The organism is Tunturiibacter gelidiferens (assembly GCF_014201335.1).
Taxonomy (GTDB): Bacteria; Acidobacteriota; Terriglobia; order Terriglobales; family Acidobacteriaceae; genus Edaphobacter; species Edaphobacter lichenicola_E.
On sequence record NZ_JACHEB010000002.1, the window covers coordinates 42,843 to 65,046 of the forward strand.

A 22,204-nucleotide genomic window follows, 5' to 3' on the forward strand; every position below is an offset into this window, starting at 1 on the left:
TATTGCGATAATCGCGATGGAACGGATTTCATTGGAACGCTAAGGAACCGCTCTTATTTGCCGATGCAGAACTTGCTGAAGATGAGATTGAGGAGGTCATCGCTCGTTGTGGAGCCGCTGAAAGCGTCGAGAGCGCGGAGCCCTTCGTAGAGATCAAGAAGAATCATTTCGTGGGGGATGTTGGCGGATGCAGCCTGATGCGCCCGATGGAGGGCTCCTGTCGCGTCCGATACTGATTGCTGTTGCCGGTGATTTGTGAGAACCGCGGACTCAATGGCTGGAATTTTTTTCGCGATCAATGACAGAATTGCGCGGCGCAACTCGAGAATGCCCGATCCGGTGAGAGCGGACGTTTCGACTGTTTGAACGGTCTGTTCCCAGGCTCCCGGCGCCGAATGAGCGAGATCTTGCTTGTTGAGAACAATCACGAAGGGGCGGCCTGATAAAGCAGCTACCGTGGCTCTATCATCTTCGTGGGGTGGCGCAGTGGCATCCAAGACGAGCAGTACGACATCCGCTTCAGACATGACTTCGCGCGATTTAGTAATGCCTATTGACTCCGCTTCGTCGGTGGCTTGGCGAAGACCCGCGGTGTCGATGAGTTCGAAGGGTATGCCTTCTAGTGACAACCGTTCGGTGACCAAGTCGCGGGTTGTGCCGGGTGTCGCAGTGACGATGGCGCGATCGCGTTGGATCAGACGATTGAAAAGAGAGGATTTACCAACGTTAGGACGGCCTACTATGGCCATCGTGAAGCCGTCGCGGACGATGTGGCCGTAGGAAAAAGACTTCTCGAGTGCTATGAGGGGAGCTTGGATCGCTTCGATTTGAGCGCCGATTTGGGAGTTCGGGAGGAAGTCGATGTCGTCTTCGGCGAAGTCGATACCGGCTTCGAGCGCGGCGATGAGAGTTATAAGTTGTTGTTTTATTGGGGCTATGTGACGCGAGAGGGAGCCGCCGAGCTGTTGAGCGGCGATGCGTGCCTGATGCAGCGTGGTGGATTCGATGAGGTCTCGGACTGCTTCGGCCTGGGTGAGGTCGAGGCGGCCGGAGAGGAAGGCTCGTTGGGTAAATTCTCCGGGTTCTGCGAGGCGGGCGCCATTGGCGACGCATTGGCGGAGGAGGTGGTCCAGCAGAACGGGAGAGCCGTGGGCGGCGATCTCTACGATGTCTTCTGAGGTGTAGGAGTGGGGGGATTGGTAGTAGGTGACTACCGCTTCGTCGAGGACTTGGGTGGGATTTTCGCCTGTGGAATCAAGGATTTCGGCGAAACGGGCCTGGGCGGGGGCGAGGGGATGGCGGAGTTTGAGGAGGGGTTCGGCGATGGCGCGGGCGGTGGGTCCTGAGAGACGGACGATGCCGATTCCGCCGCGGCCGGGTGGGGTGGAGATGGCAACGATGGTGTCTTCGAAGGTTAGGCCGGATTTGGAGTTGGAGTCGCTCACCTGGATTTTTCCATGTTAGCGGGAGAAAAAAATTGGCGTGGTGAGTTGTGGTGTTTTTCGAGGGTTTTTGCGAAAAACTGTGTGCGGAACGTGGTGTTTTGATGGTGTGATCGTGGTGAATTGCGTGGTAAACGTGGTGTTTAAACATCGTCTTTTTCGTGCGCTAGAAATGCGCCAGCTTTTTCAACTTTATTTTGTGGTGCTGTTAACCCGCTGAAGCAGCGGGTCTCTCCACTGCGCCGCTCACGATGAAACTGTGAGCAGCTTCGGTCGAAATGACGGGCTTCCCTACCGACGAGCGAACCGTGATGCTTCACGGCCAAACGCGAGCTTGGAAGGTACGATTGAAGGATGGCGACGCAGTTTTCGAATGAGGCTTTGAAGTTTTTGCGAGGGCTGAAGAAGAACAACGACCGCGAGTGGTTTGGAGAGCGGAAGGACGTTTACGAGAGGCAGTTGAAGGAGCCGATGCTGGCGCTGATTGGCGAGGTGAATGAGGCGTTGGCGGAGTTTTCGCCCGAGCATCTTCGGCCTGCGAACAAGATCCTGATGAGAATCTATCGAGACATTCGATTCAGCAAGGACAAGCGGCCTTACAAGCATCATGTCTCGGCGTGGTGGGCGAGGGATGGGCTGCAGAAGACCTCGGGGGGCGGGTTTTATCTGCAGGTGAGTTCGACGGATGTGTTGATTGCGGCCGGGGTATATATGCCGGAGAGGGAGCAGTTGCTGGCGATTCGCCGATACCTGGTGGATCATCATCTGGAGTTTCGCAAGATCATGGCGGGGAAGAAGTTGCGGTCGCTGATGCAGGAGACTGATACGCTTTCGTTGACGCGGCCACCTAAGGGGTTTGCTGCGGATGATCCGGCGATTGATTTGATTATGTGCAAGCAGTGGGGGTTGTCGGCTACTTTGCCTGTTGAGCGAGCTACTTCGCCTGGGTTGCTGAAGGATGTGGTGGAGCGGTTCAAGGTTGCGGCTCCGTTGATCAGGCTTTTGAATACTCCTTTGATTGCGAAGCCTAGAAAGCCTATGTTTTAGGGTGCGTGGCCGTGTAGGCGTGGCCGCGTGAAAGACGAAATAAGGGAGTTTCTCCACTGCGTCGCGCGATGAAGCCGCACGACTTCGGTCGAGATGACGAATGTTTTGGAGGTGTGGGATAGGTAAAACAGGCAACTGCAACAGCAGATCCCCTTCGGGGATGACAACAAAGAACGACAACAGCAACAACCGCTGCAGCAGCAACGACAAATATGGTGCGCTCTACTGCGTTGGATTGTTCGATTTTGTTGAATCTGAGTGAGTGAGTAAATACTCATATAATGGCAGGATATTTTGAGAGCGAGGGTGACTGTATGGCGAAGTGGAGTGTGAAAGATATTCCGTCTCAGGTGGGGACGGTGGCTGTGGTTACGGGCGCGAATAGTGGTATCGGCTGGAACACGGCGCTGGAGCTGGCGCAGGCAGGCGGCGAAGTGGTGATGACGGCGCGAACCGCGGCGAAGGGACAGGACGCGGTGGAGCGGGTGCGGCGTGAGGTTCCGCAGGCGAAGGTGCGGTATGAACAGTTGGATCTTGCGAGTTTGCGGTCGGTGCGGGAGTTTGCGAAGCGGGTGTCGAGTGGTGGAAGGCTGGACCTGCTGGTGAACAACGCAGGCGTGATGCGGATTCCGGTGCGGCAGGAGACAGAAGATGGGTTTGAGATGCAGATGGGAACGAACTTCATGGGGCCGTTTGCGCTGACGTTGCTCCTGATGCCGGCGTTGCTGAAATCGGATGCGCCGCGAGTGACGACGGTGTCGAGTGGTGCGGCAGATATGGGGTTGAAGCGGATTCGTTTTGAGGATATGCAGTGGAAGCAGGGGTACAAGCCATGGAACGCTTACTGCCAGTCGAAGCTGGCAGACTTAATGCTGATGACCGAACTTGGGCGGCGGAGTGAGGCGGCGGGAAAGAGGGTACTGAGCAACGCGGCTCATCCCGGGTTTGCGCGGACGAATTTGCAGACAAGCGGGGTGGGAAGAGAGTTGACCCCTGTTGAGAGTTTTTTGATGCCGTTTATGTCGCATGATGCGGCACATGGAGCGCTGCCTACGCTGCAGGCGGCTACGGATAAGAATGCCGCGCAAGGGAGTTACTATGCGCCGGAGGACTTCTTTCATCTGAAGGGTGATCCGGTGTTGATCGGGTTGCCGAAGCCGGCGCGGGATGGAGGAGCGGCGCGGCGGTTGTGGGATGCGGCGGAGGAGATGACTGGTGTGCGCTTGGTGGACACCATGCTGGTGACCGCGTGACAACTGGCTTTTGTTGGCGTACATCTAATTGCATATGAGCGCGATTGTGATCGTTGGCACGGTAGTTTTGGTTTTGGCGATGGGTTTAATTGTGCGACGACTACTCGCAAAGCGCGAAGTGAGGGCGAAGACGATTGAGCCTGAAGCGTTGTATACGCAGCTGAAGGCAAAACAAGTTCTACTCTATGACGTTCGTCAGCCGCTGGATTTTCTGGCGCACCCGGAGATAATTCCAGGAGCGACGAGGATTGCGCCGAAGGATATCGCTGATCAGACGGCTCATTTTTCTCGCGATCAGAACTCGGTGATCTATTGCACGGGCGGCGACGATGCGACGTTCGAGATGGTGCTGGGGAAGGCGCGGGCGCTGCAGTTTACGCGTGTGAGGCTGCTGAAAGGTGGCCTGCCGGCGTGGAAGGCGAAGGGATATCCGGTGGAGACGTACACGGAATCCTTTCATCTGGATACGGCAAAGTAGAACACTCACACCTTGTTTTTTACTTCGGTCACCAAAGATCCGATGGGGTTGGTGATTGCGTTTTTCGCGATTGTTCCGATGGATTCGCCACGTTTGTACATGAGATAAGCGGCGATGATTCCGGAGGCGATCGTTGCAAACAAGACCAACCTGTTCATGGATGAGCCGCGTGTTTCTGCCAGTTCCTCGGTTGCCATGTGTTTCTCCCTCTGCTGACTTTCTACGATGTTTTCTACTTTGTAGGATGCAAGGTTTGGTTGCGGGATGAGGGAGCGGGACTGATCTTTTTCTCCCTCATCCGAGTAGTCGTGCGTTGCCTTTGGTTATACGAGGGGGCGCAGGGTCTGGTAGCTGATGCGAACGGCTTCGAGAGAGGTCATGCCGGCGATGGGCGGATCCTGCTCGACGAAGATGTGCTGGAGGCCTGACTTCTCCGCTGCCGCGATGATGGGCTTGAAGTCGATATGGCCGCGTCCGACTTCGGTGGGTGGGTGTTTGGGATCGACGCCGAGGTTCGTCGTGACTGGAGTGTCGGCGGGGAAGTCCTTCGCATGCATGAGGGGATAGCGGCCGGGATATTTGGTGAAGTAGTCGATCGGGTTGTGGCCTGAGGTGACCATCCAGCCGCAGTCGAGCTCGAACTTTACGAGTGCGGGATCGGTTTCGCTGAGCAGAATCTCGTAGCCGGTGTGGCCGCCGTAGTCGCGGAACTCGAAGTTGTGATTGTGGTAGGCGTACTGGAGTCCGGCTTCTTTTGCCTGGGCTCCGATCTCGTTGGCTTTCGCGGCGACCTTTTTGAAGTCGTCGAGTGTGAAGGCTTTGATCATGTCCATCATCTTTGGGATGTCGGCGCCCTGGATGGTGGTGGGAAGAAGGACGGAGCTGACGGCGTAGTGGGCGCCGAGAGTGTTGGCTTGCTCGAAGAGCGAAGCGTTGTCGGAGAGGCCGAAGAAGAGATGCGCGCTGGGGCATTTGAGGCCGGCGTCGTCGAGCATCTTGCGAAGCTGCGCGGGAGGGATTTCCTGAATGGGGAAGGATTCGACTTCGCGGTAGCCGATTTTAGCGAGTGCGGCTAAGGTCGCGGGGGCATCTTTTCTTAACTCGTCCTGCACGGTGTAGAGCTGCACGCCGATGGGGAGCTTGGTTTCTGCAAATGCTGACCGAAAGGGAAATGTTGCGGCGAGGCCGACGGCGGCGGACTGTTGCAGGAACAAACGTCGTGACGAATTCATAGTTCTCCTGATCTCGTTTGTGGCGGATTGAGATTGCAGCCAGTCTACGTGGCAGCTGCGAAGTGGTGTCAAGGGAATACCCAGGGAATAACGTTAGAAGACTCGGCCAAGGCCGAACCACCATTTGCGATGGTCGTTGTCGCCGGCGGCTCCGCCGATGTACATGGGACCGATTGCGGTGCGGGCGACGATGGCGACGCTGCCATCCCAGGCCTGGGAGATGAGGGAGTCGGCGGCGTTGAGGTTCTCGTAGACTTTGCCGCCTTCCATGAAGCCGACTATGTAGAGGCCTTCTCCGAAGAGTGGGTTGAACTTGAAGAGCTTGCGCTCATAGCCGGCCTGAAAGAGATAGAACTGATTGCCAAGGAGCTCGTTTTTGCCGTAGGAGCCGAGACGGAAGGGGCCGCCGAGAGGGAAGCCCTGCAGGTCGGTGACGTCGGGTGGTGCGCCGAAGCTGGTGCCACCGGAGGCGATGACGAAGACCGAGTTCTTGGCGCTGATGGGGAAGTAGGCGGCAACTCTGCCTTCGGCTAGGGTGAAGGGGTCGTTACCTTTTGAGGGCTGGTGGCGTTCGACACGGAAGAATGTGTTGAGGCCGTTGAAGGGGAGGACGGCGTTGTCAGCACCTAGAGAGTTGAAGCGGAGGGAGGAGACGCTTTGCTGTTGAGCTGGGATTGAGAGGTTATCGAAGTCGATGCGCTTGTTGACCGAATACCAATACTCGTCCTGGCCGATGCGCAGCTCGGCGCCGCGGGGCCAGGTGTAGCCGCCGTCGAAGCCGAAGCCGTTTTGATTGATTTGATATTGAGAGGTGCGGGAGCCTTCGTTGTAGAAGTCGAAGCGGGTGCTGGTGACGTAGGCGCGGGGAGCGTAGAAGAAGCGGCTCTTGGCGGAGAAAGGTTTGTAGTATTCGCTCTTGAGGCCGTAGCTGTAGCCGAAGAAGGCGTCGTTACGCCACTCGGCACGGTAGCCACCGAGGTTGGTGAAGGTGACGCGGCCGGACATGCCGAAGAGAACGTCCTGAGTGTCGGAGCCGTCGATGGTGATGCCGAGGTCGAGGAAGGGTGGGCCGTAGGACTTGGGATATGCGGTGACGGCGAGGCCGGGGACTCCGTCACGCTGGACCATGGAGTAGCCGGCGGCGTTGAGGGTGCCGTTGCCGACGAAGCGAGTCATCTCGAGGTCGAGGAATTTGGGGTCGATGGGCTTGTCGACGACCTCGGGCTTGAGCCGGCGGTCGATCTCGGCGTTGGTGTTGGGGTCGGCTCCGGTGACGGCGAGGAACTGAGGATTGGGGACTGTGGTTTTGCGGCGGGAGTCACGTTGTTTGACGTATTCGGCCCACTCGGCGTCGGGGATGCTGAAGCGCTCGAGGAGAGCAGCTTTTTGGCGGGCGGCTTCCATGCCTTTAGGAGCGATGATGGCTGAGTCGGAGAACATGGAGCTGGTGAAACCCTTGAGGTCGGAGCGGATGAGTACGTCGGCGTTTTCGAGGCTGTGGAGTTCGTTGGCGGCGATCATGATGCTGATGGTGTTGCTGGTGACGGAGAGGAACGACCCTGCGCGTTGGGTGGTGGTCTGGCCGGTGTCGAGGTAGCTGGCGATGACGATGTCGGCGCCGTTGGCGCGTGCGACGTCGACGGGGAGGTTGTCGACTGAGCCGCCGTCGGTGAAGGTCTGTCCATCAATGACGACGGGGACGAAGACGCCGGGGATGGACATGGTGGCACGCATGGCCTGGCCGAGGGAGCCGTGATCGAAGACGAAGGCTCGGCCGGTGTTCATGTTGGTGGCGACGCAGCGGAAGGAAATGGGCAGGTCGTTGAAGCTAGTGAGGGCGTAGTCGGGGAGGGTGGCGCGGTCGAGGATGAGACCGACTTCCTGGCCAGAGTTGAGGCCTTCGGGGAATGAGAGACCGTGCTTGAGGCCGAAGTCGAGGCGGTTAGGGAAGTCTTCGCGGTCCTGCTTGCGTCGGTAGCTGAGATCGCGGAAGGGTGTGCGGCCTCCGATGGCTACGTCCCAGTCGATGTCGTGGAGCAGGGTGCGGATCTCGTCGGGCGAACGGCCTGAAGCGTAGAGGCCACCGACGAGGCCTCCCATGCTGGTGCCGACAACTAGGTCTACGGGAATGTGGTGCTGCTCGAGATAGTCGATGACTCCGATGTGTGCGAAGCCGAGGGCTCCGCCGCCTTCGAGCACGAGGGCAATGCGGGGGCGTTTGGTGGTGTTGGTGTCGCGACTCTGGAGGGTGGGCGCGGGCGGTGCAGGGGTCGCGGTTGTTGGAGTGGAACTTGATTCATGCTGCGGCGTTTGGCTACGCGCGACGCTGGACATAAGCAGGAATGTTAGACAGAGGAGCAGAGTGCAACTGGCTCTTCGCTGCAGCGACATACCAATTTCCTCCAACATCGACAGCACCTGGCGGTTCTTTGATGGAAAGAGTTTTTGCAGTGGCCCTTTGAACGATTTGATTGCGACTGATAGCGTTGCGACGGGCTGAAGAGGCCGTGCACGTCATCAGCGTTTTCATCTTTTCATTTATTCGAACGTTTGTCTGCCATTCCGCGACGAGGAGAAGATGCGTGGGTACTGAGGTAGAGGCAAATGCAACAGCAGATCCCCTACGGGGATGACAACAAGAGAGGCAAAGGCAACTGCAACAGCAAGTGCAACAGCAGATCCCCTGCGGGGATGACAACTAGAAAAGCAACGGCAACGGCTGGAGCGGAAAGTGCGTCGATTATTTTGCTGAGGCGGATAGAGCGTTGCGAATGATCGGGGCTACCTTCGTGCCAAGCAGTTCGATGGCATGGAGAAGTTTGCCGTGGTTCAGGGCGGCTACGCTCATCTGGAAACTGATGCGGGAGATGCCGCCGAGAGCTTCGTTCATCTTCAGGAGTTTTGACGCTACGGTTTCGGGATCGCTGACCATGAGCGCGCCGGTGGGGCGGCGAAGGGCTTCGAACTGATTGCGAGTGACCGGGGGCCAGCCTCGCTCCTTGCCGATTTTGGTGAAGGCTTCGGCGTAGCCGGGGAAGAAGTCGTCTGAGGCCTGCTGGTCGGTGTCTGCGACGTAGCCGAGAGCGTGAATGCCGACTTTGAGGGTCTCGGGAGAGTGGCCGGAGCGTTTGCCTGCTTCGCGATAGAGGTCGATGAGAGGACGGAAGCGATGTGGTTCGCCGCCGATGATGGCGACCATGAGCGGAAGGCCAAGGACTCCAGCGCGGACGAAGGACTCCGGCGTGCCACCTACGCCAAGCCAGACAGGGAGCGGGTTTTGCAGCGGGCGTGGGAAGATTCCCTGGCCTGTGAGTGCTGCGCGATGTTTGCCCGACCAGTGAACGTTGTTTTTCTCGCGAAGGATTAGGAGGAGGTCGAGTTTTTCTGCGAAGAGGTCGTCGTAGTCTTCGAGCTTAAGGCCGAAGAGAGGGAAGGATTCGATGAAAGAGCCGCGGCCTGCGATGATTTCAGCGCGGCCATTGGAGATGAGGTCGAGCGTTGCGAACTCCTGAAAGACGCGGACGGGGTCGGCTGCGCTGAGGACAGTGACGGCACTGGTGAGGCGGATGTTTTTCGTAATAGATGCTGCGGCGGCGAGGATGACGGCGGGAGCGGAGTCGAGATATTCGCTGCGGTGATGTTCGCCGAGGCCGAACTGATCGAGGCCTACTTCGTCGGCGAGCTTGATCTCTTCGAGGAGATGCGCGATGCGCTGCTGCGCGGTGACGATGTGGCCGGTGATGGGGTCTGGAACCAACGCGGCGAAGCTGTCTATTCCGATCTGCATCTTTTTATTCCTCTTGATTGATTGTCTCTTAGAGGTTGATGCGAAGGGAGGAGATTCGATTTGGACGGCGGATCTTCACGAAAACGAAACGACAAGAATACAAACACAGGTACAACGGCAAAGAATGTGGGGTCTCTCCACTGCGCTGTTCACGATGAAACTGTGAACAGCCTCGGTCGAGATGACGAGGTTTTTGCTGTATGGAAAATGGCGATGACGACAGAAGGGATAAAGGCAACAGCAGATCCCCTGCGGGAATGACAACAAGAAAGACAAAGACAAAGACAAATGCAACTGCAATTGCAAGGGCAAAAATGCGGTGGCTTCGGGGATTGATCGCGGAGTTTTTGGCGGCTAAAACCTGAATTTTCTCGGAACTTATGAGAAAAATGTACCTGTTTTCGAACAAAACCGAGAAAAACCGGAAAAAACCTGTGGAAACCGAAGAAAGGGAGTTGACAAAGCGCGCGGAAAGGCTGAAGGTGAATTGCGGTACGGTTCTCCGCACCCGCATGAACATTGGTGATTTCGCATCGCAAAACTGGATGCGCTTTACGAAAACTTTATGCGGGCAAGGCGAGCAGACCTTAGACTCTATATCGAAAGTAAGAAGGAGCAATACATGGCAAAGGGAATGACAAAGACAGCGCTGGTTCGCCACCTGGCGGAGAAGCTCGAACTGACCAACAAGCAGACCGCAGGTTTCCTGGAACTGCTGGCAGAGACCGCAGTAAAAGAGACCAAGAAGAATGGCGAGTTCACCATTCCTGGTATCGGCAAGCTGGTAAAGGCAGAGCGTAAGGCGCGTCTTGGCCGTAACCCGCAGACGGGTGAGACCATCAAGATCAAGGCCAAGACCGTGGTGAAGTTCCGCGTGGCCAAGGTTGCAAAGGACACGATCGCACCGGTGAAGAAGTAGTTCAACTGCGACGCTGATGTCGCCGATCGGCGCGAACCTGTCGCATGCGAAAGGCCCTCCCCGATTGATGCGCCTCAGAATCTGCTGATGTGTGTAACGAGAACCAACCCGCTGTGTCCACGATTTGCATCGTTGGCGCGGCGGGTTTTTTAATTTACAGCAAAGACAACTGCGTGCTGCGCGCACGGCGCGATCTGCCATCGAGGCTGACGCGCCTTCGGCGCATTTTCTTTTAGCGTTTCGGGAGGAAGGCTCGGATGATGAGCGAGATGCCCAGTGAGATGAGGACGCCCTTGATGATGAGGACTGAGTTGTAGCGCCAGCCTAGAGTTGCGAAAGAGACGAAGACACCCCACATGTAGATCTCGGATAGAAGAGCTTTGAACCACGTGGTTTGTGTCGCGGAGGCGGGGACTCGCGCGGTGAGTGAGGGGAAGAGGCGAGGGACTTTGGCGCAGTAGGCGAGGTAGGGTTCGCCGAGTTTTGCGGCGAGGAAGGACTCTTCTGCATTGATGAGGCGCAACTGGATAAAGGCGATTGCGAGGATGCAGAAGATGGCTCCGCTGGGTGGCATGAGGAGCGCGAGCGCAAAGGTGTGGAAGAAGGTGCCGAGGTAGAGTGGGTTGCGGAGATGACGATAGGGGCCGTCCGCCATCACGTTGTCGCCGTGCATTGTGCCAGCCTTGACGATGGATGGGTCGAGGTAGGCTGAGGCCCAGGTGCGCAGGAATGCTCCTGTGAGGGCGCAGAGAATGCCGAGGATGAGGACCGCGATGGTTGCAGCGCTGAAGCCGAGCCAACCACTGCGTGCGGGCGACGCCGCGAGGAACTGCCAGGTGCGAATGGAATCCAGGTGCAGGAAGATGTTCCACGGGGCAATGAAGCCGAGCACGTAGATAATGACACCCAGAAGGAAGCGGAGACGAAACTCCAGCGCTGTTGCTTTCATGTTGGTTCTAGAATTTCTTTCCTACTGCTTGTGAGTTTCGTCTTTGTAGACGGTGCCTGACTTCATGACGAAGTTGACGTGCTGGAGGATTTTGACGTCTTTGAGTGGATCGCCATCGATGGCGATGATGTCGGCCCATTTGCCGGGTTCGAGCGTGCCGACGCGGTCGGTCCACCCCATGAGATCCGCCGCGTTGATGGTGCCGGTCTGGATGCCTTGCAAGGGTGACATACCAAACTGATTGACGTAGACATCCACCTCATGTGCGTTGAGTCCGTGCGGATAAACAGCGGCGTCAGTGCCGAGTGCGATCTTTACGCCAGATTCGATGGCGTGACGAATGTTCGCCTTCTCGACTACGCTGACGTCCTTCATCTTTTGTGCGTACAGAGGAGGAAGGTTGGCATACTGCCGGGCCCAGTCGATGAGATAGGCCGTGGGAACGAGGTAGGTTCCCTTTTTCTTCATCAGAGCGATGTCTTCGTCGTTGATGTAGCTACCGTGTTCGATGGAATCGACACCGGCTTCGGTGGCGAAGAGGATGCCCTGGGCGCCATGGGCGTGGGCTGCAACCTTGCGGCCGAGACGATGCGCGTCAGCTACGATGGCCTGCATCTCTTCGAGGGTGTATTGCGATGCTTGCGGATCGTCTCCTTTGGAGAGGACGCCGCCGGTGGCGCCGATCTTGATGAGGTCGGCTCCGTACTTGATATTTTCGCGGACCTGGTGCTGAACGGCGGGGATGCCGTCGGCTACGCCCTGGCCGTGGACATGGTACTCAAACGGGAGAAGATTCTCGTCCATGTGTCCGCCGGTGATGCCGAGTGCGGGACCGGAGACCTGCATGTGCGGCCCGGGAATGTGGCCTGCGTTGATCTCGTCGCGGAGGGCGACGTCGGTGTAGTCGTTCGCACCAACGTTGCGGACAGTGGTGAAGCCGGCTTCGAGCGTGACCTTTGCGTTTTCGACGCCGATGATCGCCTCCTTGGCTGGCGTCATGGACAGTTCAAAGTAGGGATCAAAGTTCGCGGAGGCGCCGGTGAGGTGGGTGTGGACATCGATCAGGCCAGGCATCACGGTGTAATGCGTGAGGTCGATCTCGGTGTCACCTTGCTGCTTTGGCGTGGATGCTGTGGGTGCAACCGCGGTGATGCGATCGCCGGTCACGATGATCGTCTGATCTGCGGGTTCGGCCCCGGTCTTTACGTCGAGCAGATGGCCGGTGCGCAGGAGAGTGCGTGGGGCTGTTTGGGCGCCAGCAGAGAAAACTGCAATTTGTAACAAAACAAGGAACATATAATGTTTCACGTGGTTCGCTTTACGCATACGCAGTCTCCTTGACGTGTCTTCGAGAATCTCCGGCGTGTTGAAATGGTCTGGCCTGAATTTATGGGTGCGAGTGATCGTAACGTACGGCGTATTCGAGCGGCTAGTCGCCGCCTAGCGCGGTGAGGATGGAGTCAAAGTCTTCGAGGCCGGAGTATTCAATAATGACGCGGCCCTTGCCGTTCTTGTCCTCGATGCGAACCTTGAGACCCAGAGTGCGGCGAAGGCGATCCTGAGCCTCGCGGACATTGGGATCCTCGGGTTGGGTGTCGGCCTTCGACTCCTTCTTCTCTTTCGCCTCGGGGTTGATGAGACCCTGCACGTAGGTTTCGGTTTGACGGACGGACATGGACAGCGCCATGACCTTTTGCGCGGCTGCGGTGATTGCTTCGGGCGAATCGAGCGCAAGGAGGGTGCGGGCGTGGCCGAAGGTGAGGTCGCCGGATTCTACTTTCTGTTGGATTGAATCCGGTAAACGTAACAAACGAAGGAAGTTAGCTACGCTGGCGCGCTCTTTGCCGGTGCGGATAGCCATCTGCTCCTGGGTCATCTTGAAGTCGTTGCTGAGGCGTTGATAGGCACGCGCCTGCTCGATGGGGTTGAGGTCGGCGCGCTGAAGATTTTCAACGATGGTCATTTCGAGCGTCTGCTCGTCGGAGACCTGGCGGACGATGGCCGGAATGGTGGTTTTGTTTGCTTTTTTGCTGGCCAGCCAGCGACGTTCGCCAGTGATGAGCTGGTATCGACCTCCGCTGAGTGGGCGGACGACGATGGGTTGCACCACGCCTGAGGCTGCGATGGACTGCGCCAACTCGGACAGTTTGGCCTCGTCGAAGTGACTGCGGGTTTGGTAGGGGTTGCGGTCGATCTGGTCGAGGGGGATCTCGAGGGGTTTGCCGGTTGGCTCGGTTACTGGTAGAGGCGGGGGCGGTGGTGCAGCTGGACGCTGGGGTAGGAGGGATTCAAGGCCCTTGCCCAGGGCTCGGCGTTTGGGATCTGCTGTGGCGGTTGGCATGGTTGCGGCTTTCCTGGTGGATTTCTAATTTAACTGAAGAAATGTCTCCTGCCGGACGGGCCCACTGCGCGTGGAGCGGCCACTATGTGGCTTTTAACTTTGCTTGGATTGCCAGAAGCGAGGCTTTTTTTCTGGTTTGTTGAATGATTTGAGAGCACTGGCTGCGGCTGCGGCGGCTGCCTTGCGACGCTTTTCTTCGGGACTGGCCATGTTGTTGCGAGATAGTAGCTCGAGCGCCAACTCACGATAAGCCTCGGAGCCGCGTGACTTGGGATCGTAGAGCGAAACGGGTTTTCCGTGGCTAGGGGCTTCGGCCAGACGGATATTGCGGGGGATTGTCGTTTTGAGGAGCTTGTCGGTGAAGAAGGACTGAAGATTCTCCGATACCTGCTGGGAGAGGTTGGTGCGGTCGTCGTACATGGTGAGGAGAACGCCCTCGAGCGCAAGGCCGGGATTGAAGGCCTGGCCGACACGGTCAAGGGTGCTCATCAGCTCGGAGATGCCCTCGAGAGCAAAGTACTCGGCTTGCATGGGGACCAGGAGGCTGTCTGCGGCGACGAGTGAGTTCAGGGTGAGGAGATCGAGCGCCGGGGGGCAATCGAGGAGGATGAAGGGGTAGTCGGCGCGGATAGGCTCGATGGCGTCGCGGAGCTTGAATTCGCGGCGCTCAAGGGCGATGAGCTCAATCGTGGCTCCGATGAGGTTTTTGCTGCTAGGGATGAGCTTCAGGGAGTCGATGTCGGTGGAGAGGAGGGCTTCGGCGATCGTGGTCTGGCCGACCAGAATGTCGTAGATGCTGAGGCGAGAGTCTTCGCCGTCCTTTGCCCGCGCGAAACCGAGGCCACCGGTGGAGTTGGCCTGGGGGTCGCAGTCGATAAGAAGCGTGTTCAGGCCTTCGAGGGCGAGCGCCGCAGCTAGATTGATCGCGGTGGTGGTCTTGCCGACTCCGCCCTTTTGATTGACGACGGCAATGACCTTGGAGGTCTTCGGGGGGGATTTCTGGTCAGCGGAGCTGGATGCTGCGTCAGACTTGGGTGTGAGTTGTTCAGTCGTCATTTGCGGTAGTTGAAGGGTATCGGGCTGAGGCCGAGGTGGCAATGGGAGTGGTCTGTGCAGAACGAGCGGCGGCTGTGGAGAACTTGTGGGATACCGGATTTAGGGCCTAGATTGAGCGGTTTCTGGAGGCCCGGTGTGGAAATCTTTGTTCCACGTGGAACGGTTAATCGCGGGTTCCGCGGAGGAGGATGCTGGATTGAGTGGTAGGGATCGGGATGGGTTTTTGAAAGGTGAACCCGGTGGGTGGGATTGGTGGAAGTCCTGTCAAGAGAAGGAGATCGTTGCTGGCGCGGGGGGCGGCAGCGGACAGGGCGGCGACCATGTTGTCTACCGCGCGAAGGGTAACCGTATGAAACTGAATGGTTTGTGGCATAGTTTCGACGCGGGCTGCCCAGATTTCGGCTTTGAGGCCGAGGGTTCTGACTGCTTCTTGAATGAAGGTTGATTTCTTATTTTGGGATTCTGCAAGGGTTACGGCAATCTCGGGGCGCAGGATGGCGATCGGGAGGCCGGGGAAACCTGCTCCGGAGCCGAAGTCGAGTAATGTATTGGCTTCGGAAGCCAGATGGAGGCCGGCGAAGAGGCTCTCCCCGAAGTGGCGGCGGACGATCTCTTCTGGATCACGGATGGCAGTGAGGTTGGTGCGGGCGTTCCACTTGAGGAGGAGTTCGAGGTATGCCGAGAGCTTTGGGAGAATATCCGGAGGGGGAGACGGAAGAAATGGGGCCAGGATGGTAGCGATCCTGGCCTCTGAGAGCGTTGGCATAGGAATATCAGTATCTCAAAGAGGGTGGAGGCATGTTCCACGTGGAACGTCGCGGATTTGGTCCGGAGGCTCAGGCGACGGAGGTGTGGATGGCGCGTGGGGTCCAGGCGGCGGCTTGCGCAACGAATCGGTCGAAGAGAGTCCGGGAACTTTGGCTGATGTCGTAGCTGCGCTCGGGGTGCCACTGGACGCCGAGTACGAAATGCGACGTGGAACCTTCGCTGGCCTGGCCGCCCTCGATCGCTTCGATGACACCGTCCTGCGGACATCGTGCGGCGACGCGAAAGCCATCCCCGGGAATGCCGACAGCCTGGTGGTGGCTGGAGTTGATGGGGAGGCGAAGAAAGTCATCTTGTTCGGGGGCTTCGCTGAGGTCCAGAAATGAGCCAAGGAGGGAGTCGGGGGCAATTGCGGCTGAGTGGGCTATCGCTACGCTTTTGCCGGCAGCGTGGTTGACGGGGAGGATGGAGAGGTCCTGCACCAGAGTGCCGCCTCGCCAGACATTCAGGAACTGGAGGCCAAAACAGATCGCGAAGATGGGTTTATAGAGGTTGTGGGCGTCCTGTATGAGGAGTTCGTCTACATTCTCCCGAGCAGCGTCGGCAGGAGAGCACTCCGGGATCGGTTCCTGGCCATATTTTTGTGGGTTGACGTCGGCGGGGCTTCCTGGGAGGAGGACGGCCTGACAAGTGTTGATGAGATTGGCGATGGTGGTAGGCGTGGCGTCGACCGGAATTTCCACTGGGAAGCCGCCACTGCGCTCAACGGCTGCGGCGTACTGGGGCCAGGAGCGTTGGTTGTAGGCGAGGTCGGTACTTGTCGGGACGGGAATGGCGATGCGGGGCTTCATGGCAGGTTAATCATACGACTTGTCGCCGTGTTCCACGTGGAACATCTTTGACGGGACGGTTAGTCGTTTTTGGGGTACTGGGAGTAGGTGGTTGAGATGGATTCGTAGAGCCGCTGGGTGAGGGCATCTGCGTCTCGGGCATTGAGGCCCGCTGTGGGGATCGGGTCGCCTACTACGACGAAGATGGGGCGTGGTTGAAGCGCGTAGACGTGTATTGGAAGGAGCTCGTACGTTCCGATGAGCGTCAGGGGGACCAAGGGGACCTGGGCCTTGATCGCCATATAGGCGCATCCGGACATCATCGTCTGGAGCTGGCCGGTGGCAGTGCGGCCACCTTCAGGAAATAGGACCAAGGGGAGGCCTTGTTTGAGAGTGGCGACGCCGCGGTTCAGGCTGGCGACCAGGGATCGCGGGCTTTGGGAATCAACGGGAACCTGGCCGGAGCGGTTGAGGTACCAGCCGATGAACGGGACCTTCCAGAGCGACTGCTTGGCGAGGATGCGGAACTGAAAGGGAAGTTTGGCAAAGAGGACAGGGGTGTCCATGTAGCTGAGGTGGTTGGAGGCGTAGACCGCGTTTTCGTGTTCGTGTAGCTTTTCACGACCAACGATTTTCACCGGCGAAAGGCTGATCAAGAGCAGAGTGCGCGCCCAGAGGTGGGCAATGGCGTGCTGCTGGCGGCCGGACTTATCCCACAGACCCGCCAGGAGAGATATGCAGCCGAAACCTGCAGTGGCGAGAGCTACAAGAGGGATGGCAACGAGGTAAGACAGCCAGCGGAGTAGGAACGGTGGCTGCTTTGAAAGGAAGGGCAATGGACCAGCCGACTCCTCGGCGGCCAGAGTAGGCGACGGCTTCGGTTCGGCTGATACTGTTGCGTCGTCCGCCAAGGGAGAATCGTTCATAGCTCTCCGGCGAGGCGGCGGATCTCGCCTACTAAATAGACGGAGCCGGTGGCGATGATGAGGCCATTGGCAGGGGTTACGGCGCGGGCCTGGGCAAGAGCGGCGGCGAGGTGAGGGGCAGCGTGAGCCGGGATGTCGAGGGTATGTGCGGCGGCGAGGAGATCCTCGATACGGGCCGCGCGGGGATTGTCGATGGGGGCGAAGACGATGTGGTCTTTGCGGCGCTCGGGATCGCCTGAGGACGGGTCGAAAAGGGGAAAGAGGATCTGGGCCATCTCGTTGAGATCCTTATCGCGGAGACAGCTGAAAAGGAGGGTACGAGGCTGGGCTTCGGGAAGCTGCGCGATGGCGGCACGGAGGGTCCAGGCACCGGCTGGATTGTGTGCAACGTCGAGCAGCAGGCTTGGACCGCTGGAGAAGGTCAGGAGCTCGAGCCGCCCGGGCCACTGCGTGTTTCGAATTCCCGCTTCGATATGAGCATTGGAGATATTGTAACTGGATTGGTTGCTTTCTAGGAATAATTTGTAACCGCCTTGGTTACGTAGCTCGACGGCAGCGGCGATTGCCAGGGCGATATTGCGTTGTTGGTGGTGCCCGGAGAGCGGCGAGTTGACTTCGAGGGGTTCTCCGTCGATCGTGACCCGGTAATGATTGGCCGGGAGGGGTGTTGCTGTTTCGTGGCTGTGCAGTTCCAGGTCGTGACGTGGAACGCCTGGGGTCTGGCGGGGGATGTAGTTGGCAGCGTTGATAGCGCGGAGATTGAGGGTGACGGCTGCCTCGCCGATGGCTTGATTGGCCTCGGGATGCTGGGGGAGCGTGATGAGAGTGCCGCCTGGACGAAGGATGCCGGCTTTTTCACGGGTTATCTCGGCGATGGTGTTGCCGAGGTAGTCCTGGTGGTCAAGGGCGATGTCGGTGAGGACTGAGAGGATGGGGTCGACTATGTTGGTGGCGTCCAGACGCCCTCCGAGACCCACCTCGAGGATGGCAATGTCTACCGGGGTTTTTTCCGCCTGCGCGGCTCGCTCTCCTGCGAAGTAGAGGAACCCTACGGCGGTGAGGACCTCGAAGAAGCTGGGCGGGTAGGGTAGGTCGCCGGAATCGACGAGGAAACGGGCAGACTCGTCGACATGGAAGTAGAGGCGGGCGAAGTCTTCGTCGGAGATATCGTGCCCGTCGATCTGGATGCGCTCGTTGACCCGGACGAGATGGGGCGAGGTGTAGAGGCCGGTACGGTAGCCGGCAGCGGTGAGGATGCTGCTCAGCGTGGCGGCTGTAGAGCCTTTGCCATTGGTTCCGGCGATCAGAACCGAGGGAAACGAAATTTGCGGGTTGCCGAGAGCCCCGGCGAGGACTCGCATGTGGGCGAGATCGAACTTTCGGCGCGGAGTGTTGGGCGTTGCAGGGGCAAGCTCGTGGCCCAGAGCGTAGAGATGGTCGACCGCTGCGGCGTAAGACATGGGGTTATTTTAGGCGATTGCCTGGATTTGAGTAGTTTGGCCGGGGAGTCGGGAGGCGAGAGCACTGGCGTTACACGGTCGTGCCGCCGATAACACCAAGGTGGGATATCGAGGGAGGTTCGACGGGCGGATAGTGGGGTATCAACAGTTGCAACATGCAATGTTTTGCACTTTAGACTGCCGGTTCAAAACCTCGAAGGGCTACGAAAGGCCCAGAGGAAAAAGGAGATGTTATGCGTGTAGCACTCGGTATCGCGTTTGCAATGGTCGCCGTCGCCCCGTTTTTTGGTCGGTGGAGGGCGAATGTCTGGCTTAAGAAGCATGTCCCCGCGGAACGTACCATGAAGAGTGTCCCGGAGATCGCCTAACTAAAACAGCCCCACCTACCGATAAACAAAACAGGACCGTTGCCCATGGGGGTACGGTCCTTCTGTTTTAAGCAATCGGGCTATCTCAGGTGATTAGCTCTCTCGTTCGATAGTTGGGAACTGCCCTTATTTTAAGGATAAAAAAATGCGGACAGCTATCGCTGCCCGCCAAATAGTCTTGGGTTGTTGCGGCAAGAGGGCTAACGAGCTATCTCTCTTGCCTCTTTCTGGAGATCATGACGACTTTGGAGATCTCGCTGGGGATTCTTCTTGCGGGCCCTGCCAGCATAGCGGTCCTGGTGAATTTGGGAGAGCCCGTCCAGCCGGGCAGCCGAAAGAGGTCGAAGGGATGGGCGGCGGCTGTTTTTTCTCCGCCTTGCTCAGGGGTGTGATGGTCGCCAAGCTCTCCGAGGACGATGGAGCGCATGGTGGCACGTTCGGGGGAGGAAGCTAGCTCCCAGTAGAGGCGGAAGCCCTGACCGCAGACGGGACAGTGGATGTCCTGTCGGAATTCGGATCTTCGGAGTAAAACCTGCATGTTGCCGTCCTGTGGACTAATTGCCCGTATATCTGGACACCAAACATCATTACCGTAGCCCGAGTTGTTGGAACGGGCTATAGCACGGTTGTCCGACGGTATGGTTCGGTAGTAACTCTCTCGTCAATGACCGGCAGAGGGTCTGTCAGTCGCCTGACTACAAGGACCTGTCTCGACGCAATTTACGACAACCATCTATTCTTGAAGGTGTGAGCGAACAGACGATCAAGATTCAGCTTCCGGATGGTTCAGTGCGCGAGGTTTCGCGCGGTACGACAGCCTATGACGTGGCGACAAGCATTTCGCCGCGACTGGCTGCAGCAGTTGTGGTGGCGCGGATTCGCCCACTCACGCCGGTGGCAGCAGGGGTGACCGAGACTGAAGAGACTTCGGAGGCCGCAATGTACGGCGGCGCGGAAGGCGGCGAGCGGCTGGTGGATTTGGCTGCGCCTCTGACGGAAGATGTCGCGTTGGAGTTGCTGAAGGAGAGCGATGAGGTTGCGCTGAAGGTGGTGCGGCACTCCGCGGCTCACGTCATGGCGACGGCGATTCTCGAACTGTTTCCTGAGACCAAGCTTGGACATGGGCCGGCGACGGATTCGGGATTCTTCTATGACGTGTACCGCGAGACGCCGTTCAGTGACGGGGATCTCGCTGCGATTGAGACGCGCATGGCAGAAGTTGTTGGGCGCGATGAGAAGTTTATGCGCGAGGAGGAGTCGCGTGAGATGGGGCTGAAGGACTACGCAGAACAGGGCGAGTTCATGAAGGTTCACTTCATCGAAAAGTTCACGCAGCCGGGCGACGAGATCTCGCTCTATCGCAATGGAAAGTTTGTGGACTTCTGCCGAGGGCCGCATGTGCCTTCGACGGGTCGGGTGAAGGCGTTCAAGGTGACCTCGGTCGCGGGCGCCTATTGGCTGGGTGATGAGAAGAATCAGCAGCTGCAACGCATCTATGGCACTGCATTCTTCAACACGAAGGATCTCGACGCTCACTTCAAGCGGTTGGAGGAGATCAAGGCTCGCGACCACCGTGTGCTGGGCAAGCAGCTCGATCTTTTTTCCATACAGGAAGTCGCGGGATCGGGGCTGATCTTCTGGCATCCGAAGGGCGGCCTGATTCGCAAAGAGATGGAAGATTGGATGCGCGAAGAATGTATCCGTCGCGGTTACGATATGGTCTACACTCCGCATATCATGCGGCGGGATCTTTGGAAGATCTCCGGGCATGAAGGCTTCTATTCGCAGAATATGTATCCGCCTATGGAGCTCGACGACGCGGAGTATCGGCTGAAGCCGATGAACTGCCCCGGGCACATTCTGATCTACAAAAATTCTCCGCGCAGTTATCGCGACTTGCCAGTCCGTTATGCGGAACTCGGAAATGTGTATCGCTACGAGCGGAGCGGAACCATGCACGGGCTTCTGCGGGTGCGCGGCTTTACGCAAGATGATGCGCACATCTTCTGCACGCCGGAGCAGGTGGTCAGCGAGATTGAAGGATGCCTCGATTTCGCCGAGGTTGTATTGAAGACCTTCGGGTTCGACGAATACCGTGTCGAGCTCTCGCTGCGCGACCCGAATAAAGCAGGCGAGTTTGTGGGTAATGCCGCCGATTGGGAGAAAGCTGAGTCAGCGCTGAAGAACGTCCTGACAAATCGTGGCGTGGCCTTCAAGAGCATCCCCGGTGAGGGTGCGTTCTACGGTCCGAAGATCGATATCAAGCTTGTAGACGTGCTGGGACGGCTATGGCAGTTGTCTACTGTCCAGTTCGACTTCAACCTGCCCGCGCGCTTCGAGCTTGAGTACAAGGGCGAAGATGGGGAGTTGCATCAGCCGGTGATGGTGCATCGTGCGCTCTTTGGTTCCGTGGAGCGTTTCTTCGGTGTGTTGATTGAGCACTATGCCGGTGCGTTTCCGCTGTGGCTGGCCCCGGTGCAAATCGGTATCGTGCCCATCTCAGAAAAACATGTGGAGTATGCCTCTGCGGTCAAGGCGAAGCTCGAAGCCGCGGGACTGCGTGTCGAACTCGATGAACGAAATGAAAAGATGAATGCGAAGATCCGCGAGTTCACATTGCAGAAGGTGCCGTTTGTGTTGGTGATGGGCGATAAGGAAGCGGCTGCGGAGGCGGTCAGCGTGCGGACTCGCGGCAAGGGCGATGAAGGAAGTGTTGCGCTTGCCGACTTTATTGGGAGAGCCAAAGGGCTGGTCGCCTCAAAGACGGTTGCACTCTGAGTTTTAGCCGGGGAGTTGATGATGGCTTCGCTTTCTGACGAGGATCGCACAGCAGCGATTGCAATTCTCGAGCAGTTGCGTGCGAAGATTGCTGGCGTCGCCGGTGAGGATCGCGAACGGCTGTTTCAGCTGCGACGATACATTCTGAAGCGGCTGGAGTTCGATGAGAGTGGAACACCGACACAGCGTCGCAAACTGAAAGACGCGAAGCGCAAGAGTCAGCTTGGACTATGCGCTTTGTGTCAAACGGCGTTGCCGGAACGTGGCGCGGAGCTTGATCGGTTTCGAGCAATCGAAGGGTATACTGCAAGGAATACCCACTTGGTTTGTCATAGCTGTCATCAGAAGGCTGAAGCGGAACGCGGCTTCACATGATGTCGAGAGATATGATTCTCGAGAATCCATAATTGTAGACCTGGCTATCAGGTGCCGACAGCCGGGAGACTAATCGCCGCCGAGATCGCGCATCTGTTGGCTGACAAAGGTTTAGATTGAGTCGGTAGGCTGACCGACGGTACAATCTACAGGGGACCGATGTTTACGATTAGCGATAGTGTTCATATCAATGCTCCG

Annotated in this window: 22 protein-coding genes; 7 read left to right on the forward strand and 15 right to left on the reverse strand. The window is 58.0% G+C overall.

The features are described 5' to 3' along the window. Positions 1 to 53: 53 nt before the first annotated feature. Positions 54 to 1,445, reverse strand: coding sequence for a tRNA uridine-5-carboxymethylaminomethyl(34) synthesis GTPase MnmE (gene mnmE, locus HDF14_RS03890; protein WP_183973766.1), 1,392 nt, complete (start codon positions 1,443 to 1,445; stop codon positions 54 to 56). A gap of 351 nt (positions 1,446 to 1,796) precedes the next feature. Between mnmE and HDF14_RS03895 the strand changes: the two genes are divergently transcribed. The 3 genes from HDF14_RS03895 (at position 1,797) to HDF14_RS03905 (ending at position 4,220) form a co-directional block, all read left to right on the forward strand. Further along, entirely contained in the window at positions 1,797 to 2,489 is a 693-nt protein-coding gene (locus HDF14_RS03895; protein ID WP_183973767.1) for a DUF2461 domain-containing protein, read from the forward strand. A gap of 281 nt (positions 2,490 to 2,770) precedes the next feature. Beyond that, entirely contained in the window at positions 2,771 to 3,742 is a 972-nt protein-coding gene (locus tag HDF14_RS03900; RefSeq protein WP_260698017.1) for an oxidoreductase, read from the forward strand. 46 nt (positions 3,743 to 3,788) lie between these two features. Beyond that, positions 3,789 to 4,220, forward strand: coding sequence for a rhodanese-like domain-containing protein (locus HDF14_RS03905; protein ID WP_313899483.1), 432 nt, complete (start codon positions 3,789 to 3,791; stop codon positions 4,218 to 4,220). A gap of 5 nt (positions 4,221 to 4,225) precedes the next feature. Here the strand turns inward: HDF14_RS03905 and HDF14_RS03910 are convergent, their stop codons facing one another. From HDF14_RS03910 to HDF14_RS03930, 5 genes are all read right to left on the reverse strand, one after another. Beyond that, positions 4,226 to 4,417: a hypothetical protein gene (locus HDF14_RS03910; RefSeq protein ID WP_183974674.1), complete on the reverse strand. Its 192-nt coding sequence runs from the start codon at positions 4,415 to 4,417 to the stop codon at positions 4,226 to 4,228. Positions 4,418 to 4,543: 126 nt separating this feature from the next. Beyond that, positions 4,544 to 5,452, reverse strand: a complete 909-nt coding sequence (locus tag HDF14_RS03915; RefSeq protein WP_183973771.1) for a sugar phosphate isomerase/epimerase family protein — start codon at positions 5,450 to 5,452, stop codon at positions 4,544 to 4,546. Positions 5,453 to 5,545: 93 nt separating this feature from the next. Then, positions 5,546 to 7,861: a patatin-like phospholipase family protein gene (locus tag HDF14_RS03920; RefSeq protein ID WP_183973773.1), complete on the reverse strand. Its 2,316-nt coding sequence runs from the start codon at positions 7,859 to 7,861 to the stop codon at positions 5,546 to 5,548. Positions 7,862 to 8,192: 331 nt separating this feature from the next. Further along, positions 8,193 to 9,239: an LLM class flavin-dependent oxidoreductase gene (locus HDF14_RS03925; RefSeq protein WP_183973775.1), complete on the reverse strand. Its 1,047-nt coding sequence runs from the start codon at positions 9,237 to 9,239 to the stop codon at positions 8,193 to 8,195. Positions 9,240 to 9,267: 28 nt separating this feature from the next. Next, positions 9,268 to 9,759, reverse strand: coding sequence for a hypothetical protein (locus HDF14_RS03930; RefSeq protein WP_183973777.1), 492 nt, complete (start codon positions 9,757 to 9,759; stop codon positions 9,268 to 9,270). Between the two features lie 102 nt (positions 9,760 to 9,861). On the opposite strand from HDF14_RS03930, the gene HDF14_RS03935 reads away from it, so the two are divergent. Continuing rightward, on the forward strand, positions 9,862 to 10,158 hold the full coding sequence (locus tag HDF14_RS03935) for an HU family DNA-binding protein (protein ID WP_158792936.1): 297 nt from the start codon (positions 9,862 to 9,864) through the stop codon (positions 10,156 to 10,158). A gap of 232 nt (positions 10,159 to 10,390) precedes the next feature. Here the strand turns inward: HDF14_RS03935 and HDF14_RS03940 are convergent, their stop codons facing one another. The 8 genes from HDF14_RS03940 to HDF14_RS03975 all read right to left on the reverse strand — a co-directional run bounded on the left by HDF14_RS03940 (position 10,391) and on the right by HDF14_RS03975 (position 18,485). Next, complete coding sequence (locus HDF14_RS03940; RefSeq protein WP_183973779.1) at positions 10,391 to 11,107, reverse strand: methyltransferase family protein; 717 nt, start codon at positions 11,105 to 11,107, stop codon at positions 10,391 to 10,393. Between the two features lie 21 nt (positions 11,108 to 11,128). Then, complete coding sequence (locus HDF14_RS03945; protein ID WP_183973780.1) at positions 11,129 to 12,433, reverse strand: metal-dependent hydrolase family protein; 1,305 nt, start codon at positions 12,431 to 12,433, stop codon at positions 11,129 to 11,131. A gap of 103 nt (positions 12,434 to 12,536) precedes the next feature. Then, positions 12,537 to 13,448, reverse strand: a complete 912-nt coding sequence (locus tag HDF14_RS03950) for a ParB/RepB/Spo0J family partition protein (protein ID WP_183973782.1) — start codon at positions 13,446 to 13,448, stop codon at positions 12,537 to 12,539. Between the two features lie 93 nt (positions 13,449 to 13,541). Beyond that, positions 13,542 to 14,504: a ParA family protein gene (locus HDF14_RS03955; protein WP_183973785.1), complete on the reverse strand. Its 963-nt coding sequence runs from the start codon at positions 14,502 to 14,504 to the stop codon at positions 13,542 to 13,544. Between the two features lie 163 nt (positions 14,505 to 14,667). Further along, on the reverse strand, positions 14,668 to 15,270 hold the full coding sequence (gene rsmG / locus HDF14_RS03960) for a 16S rRNA (guanine(527)-N(7))-methyltransferase RsmG (protein ID WP_183973787.1): 603 nt from the start codon (positions 15,268 to 15,270) through the stop codon (positions 14,668 to 14,670). A 70-nt stretch (positions 15,271 to 15,340) separates the two neighbouring features. Further along, positions 15,341 to 16,120: a gamma-glutamyl-gamma-aminobutyrate hydrolase family protein gene (locus HDF14_RS03965; protein WP_183973789.1), complete on the reverse strand. Its 780-nt coding sequence runs from the start codon at positions 16,118 to 16,120 to the stop codon at positions 15,341 to 15,343. Between the two features lie 59 nt (positions 16,121 to 16,179). Further along, positions 16,180 to 17,025, reverse strand: a complete 846-nt coding sequence (locus HDF14_RS03970; protein WP_183973791.1) for a lysophospholipid acyltransferase family protein — start codon at positions 17,023 to 17,025, stop codon at positions 16,180 to 16,182. Beyond that, positions 17,022 to 18,485: a bifunctional folylpolyglutamate synthase/dihydrofolate synthase gene (locus HDF14_RS03975; protein WP_183973793.1), complete on the reverse strand. Its 1,464-nt coding sequence runs from the start codon at positions 18,483 to 18,485 to the stop codon at positions 17,022 to 17,024. Before HDF14_RS03975 ends, HDF14_RS03970 begins: the two co-directional genes overlap by 4 nt. A 233-nt stretch (positions 18,486 to 18,718) precedes the next feature. Here HDF14_RS03975 and HDF14_RS26325 point away from each other — a divergent pair, with 233 nt between their 5' ends. After that, complete coding sequence (locus HDF14_RS26325; protein WP_260698018.1) at positions 18,719 to 18,853, forward strand: hypothetical protein; 135 nt, start codon at positions 18,719 to 18,721, stop codon at positions 18,851 to 18,853. Between the two features lie 208 nt (positions 18,854 to 19,061). On the opposite strand, the gene HDF14_RS03980 is transcribed toward HDF14_RS26325, so the two are convergent. After that, entirely contained in the window at positions 19,062 to 19,391 is a 330-nt protein-coding gene (locus tag HDF14_RS03980; protein WP_183973795.1) for a hypothetical protein, read from the reverse strand. A gap of 209 nt (positions 19,392 to 19,600) precedes the next feature. On the opposite strand from HDF14_RS03980, the gene thrS reads away from it, so the two are divergent. Next, positions 19,601 to 21,631: a threonine--tRNA ligase gene (gene thrS, locus HDF14_RS03985; RefSeq protein WP_183973797.1), complete on the forward strand. Its 2,031-nt coding sequence runs from the start codon at positions 19,601 to 19,603 to the stop codon at positions 21,629 to 21,631. A gap of 18 nt (positions 21,632 to 21,649) precedes the next feature. After that, positions 21,650 to 22,006, forward strand: coding sequence for a hypothetical protein (locus HDF14_RS03990; RefSeq protein WP_260698019.1), 357 nt, complete (start codon positions 21,650 to 21,652; stop codon positions 22,004 to 22,006). Positions 22,007 to 22,204 lie beyond the last annotated feature (198 nt).

Excerpts from the sequence above, each read along its gene's own strand:
- HDF14_RS26325 (WP_260698018.1), top strand. The coding sequence starts at position 18,719 with ATGCGTGTAGCACTCGGTATCGCGTTTGCAATGGTCGCCGTCGCCCCG.
- HDF14_RS03895 (WP_183973767.1), top strand. The coding sequence starts at position 1,797 with ATGGCGACGCAGTTTTCGAATGAGGCTTTGAAGTTTTTGCGAGGGCTG.
- HDF14_RS03925 (WP_183973775.1), bottom strand. The coding sequence starts at position 9,239 with ATGCAGATCGGAATAGACAGCTTCGCCGCGTTGGTTCCAGACCCCATC.
- HDF14_RS03965 (WP_183973789.1), bottom strand. The coding sequence starts at position 16,120 with ATGAAGCCCCGCATCGCCATTCCCGTCCCGACAAGTACCGACCTCGCC.
- HDF14_RS03930 (WP_183973777.1), bottom strand. The coding sequence starts at position 9,759 with ATGTTCATGCGGGTGCGGAGAACCGTACCGCAATTCACCTTCAGCCTT.
- HDF14_RS03940 (WP_183973779.1), bottom strand. The coding sequence starts at position 11,107 with ATGAAAGCAACAGCGCTGGAGTTTCGTCTCCGCTTCCTTCTGGGTGTC.
- HDF14_RS03910 (WP_183974674.1), bottom strand. The coding sequence starts at position 4,417 with ATGGCAACCGAGGAACTGGCAGAAACACGCGGCTCATCCATGAACAGG.
- HDF14_RS03980 (WP_183973795.1), bottom strand. The coding sequence starts at position 19,391 with ATGCAGGTTTTACTCCGAAGATCCGAATTCCGACAGGACATCCACTGT.
- HDF14_RS03915 (WP_183973771.1), bottom strand. The coding sequence starts at position 5,452 with ATGAATTCGTCACGACGTTTGTTCCTGCAACAGTCCGCCGCCGTCGGC.
- HDF14_RS03955 (WP_183973785.1), bottom strand. The coding sequence starts at position 14,504 with ATGACGACTGAACAACTCACACCCAAGTCTGACGCAGCATCCAGCTCC.
- HDF14_RS03920 (WP_183973773.1), bottom strand. The coding sequence starts at position 7,861 with ATGTTGGAGGAAATTGGTATGTCGCTGCAGCGAAGAGCCAGTTGCACT.
- HDF14_RS03900 (WP_260698017.1), top strand. The coding sequence starts at position 2,771 with ATGGCAGGATATTTTGAGAGCGAGGGTGACTGTATGGCGAAGTGGAGT.
- HDF14_RS03975 (WP_183973793.1), bottom strand. The coding sequence starts at position 18,485 with ATGTCTTACGCCGCAGCGGTCGACCATCTCTACGCTCTGGGCCACGAG.
- HDF14_RS03950 (WP_183973782.1), bottom strand. The coding sequence starts at position 13,448 with ATGCCAACCGCCACAGCAGATCCCAAACGCCGAGCCCTGGGCAAGGGC.
- HDF14_RS03945 (WP_183973780.1), bottom strand. The coding sequence starts at position 12,433 with ATGCGTAAAGCGAACCACGTGAAACATTATATGTTCCTTGTTTTGTTA.
- HDF14_RS03935 (WP_158792936.1), top strand. The coding sequence starts at position 9,862 with ATGGCAAAGGGAATGACAAAGACAGCGCTGGTTCGCCACCTGGCGGAG.
- rsmG (WP_183973787.1), bottom strand. The coding sequence starts at position 15,270 with ATGCCAACGCTCTCAGAGGCCAGGATCGCTACCATCCTGGCCCCATTT.
- HDF14_RS03990 (WP_260698019.1), top strand. The coding sequence starts at position 21,650 with ATGATGGCTTCGCTTTCTGACGAGGATCGCACAGCAGCGATTGCAATT.
- HDF14_RS03970 (WP_183973791.1), bottom strand. The coding sequence starts at position 17,025 with ATGAACGATTCTCCCTTGGCGGACGACGCAACAGTATCAGCCGAACCG.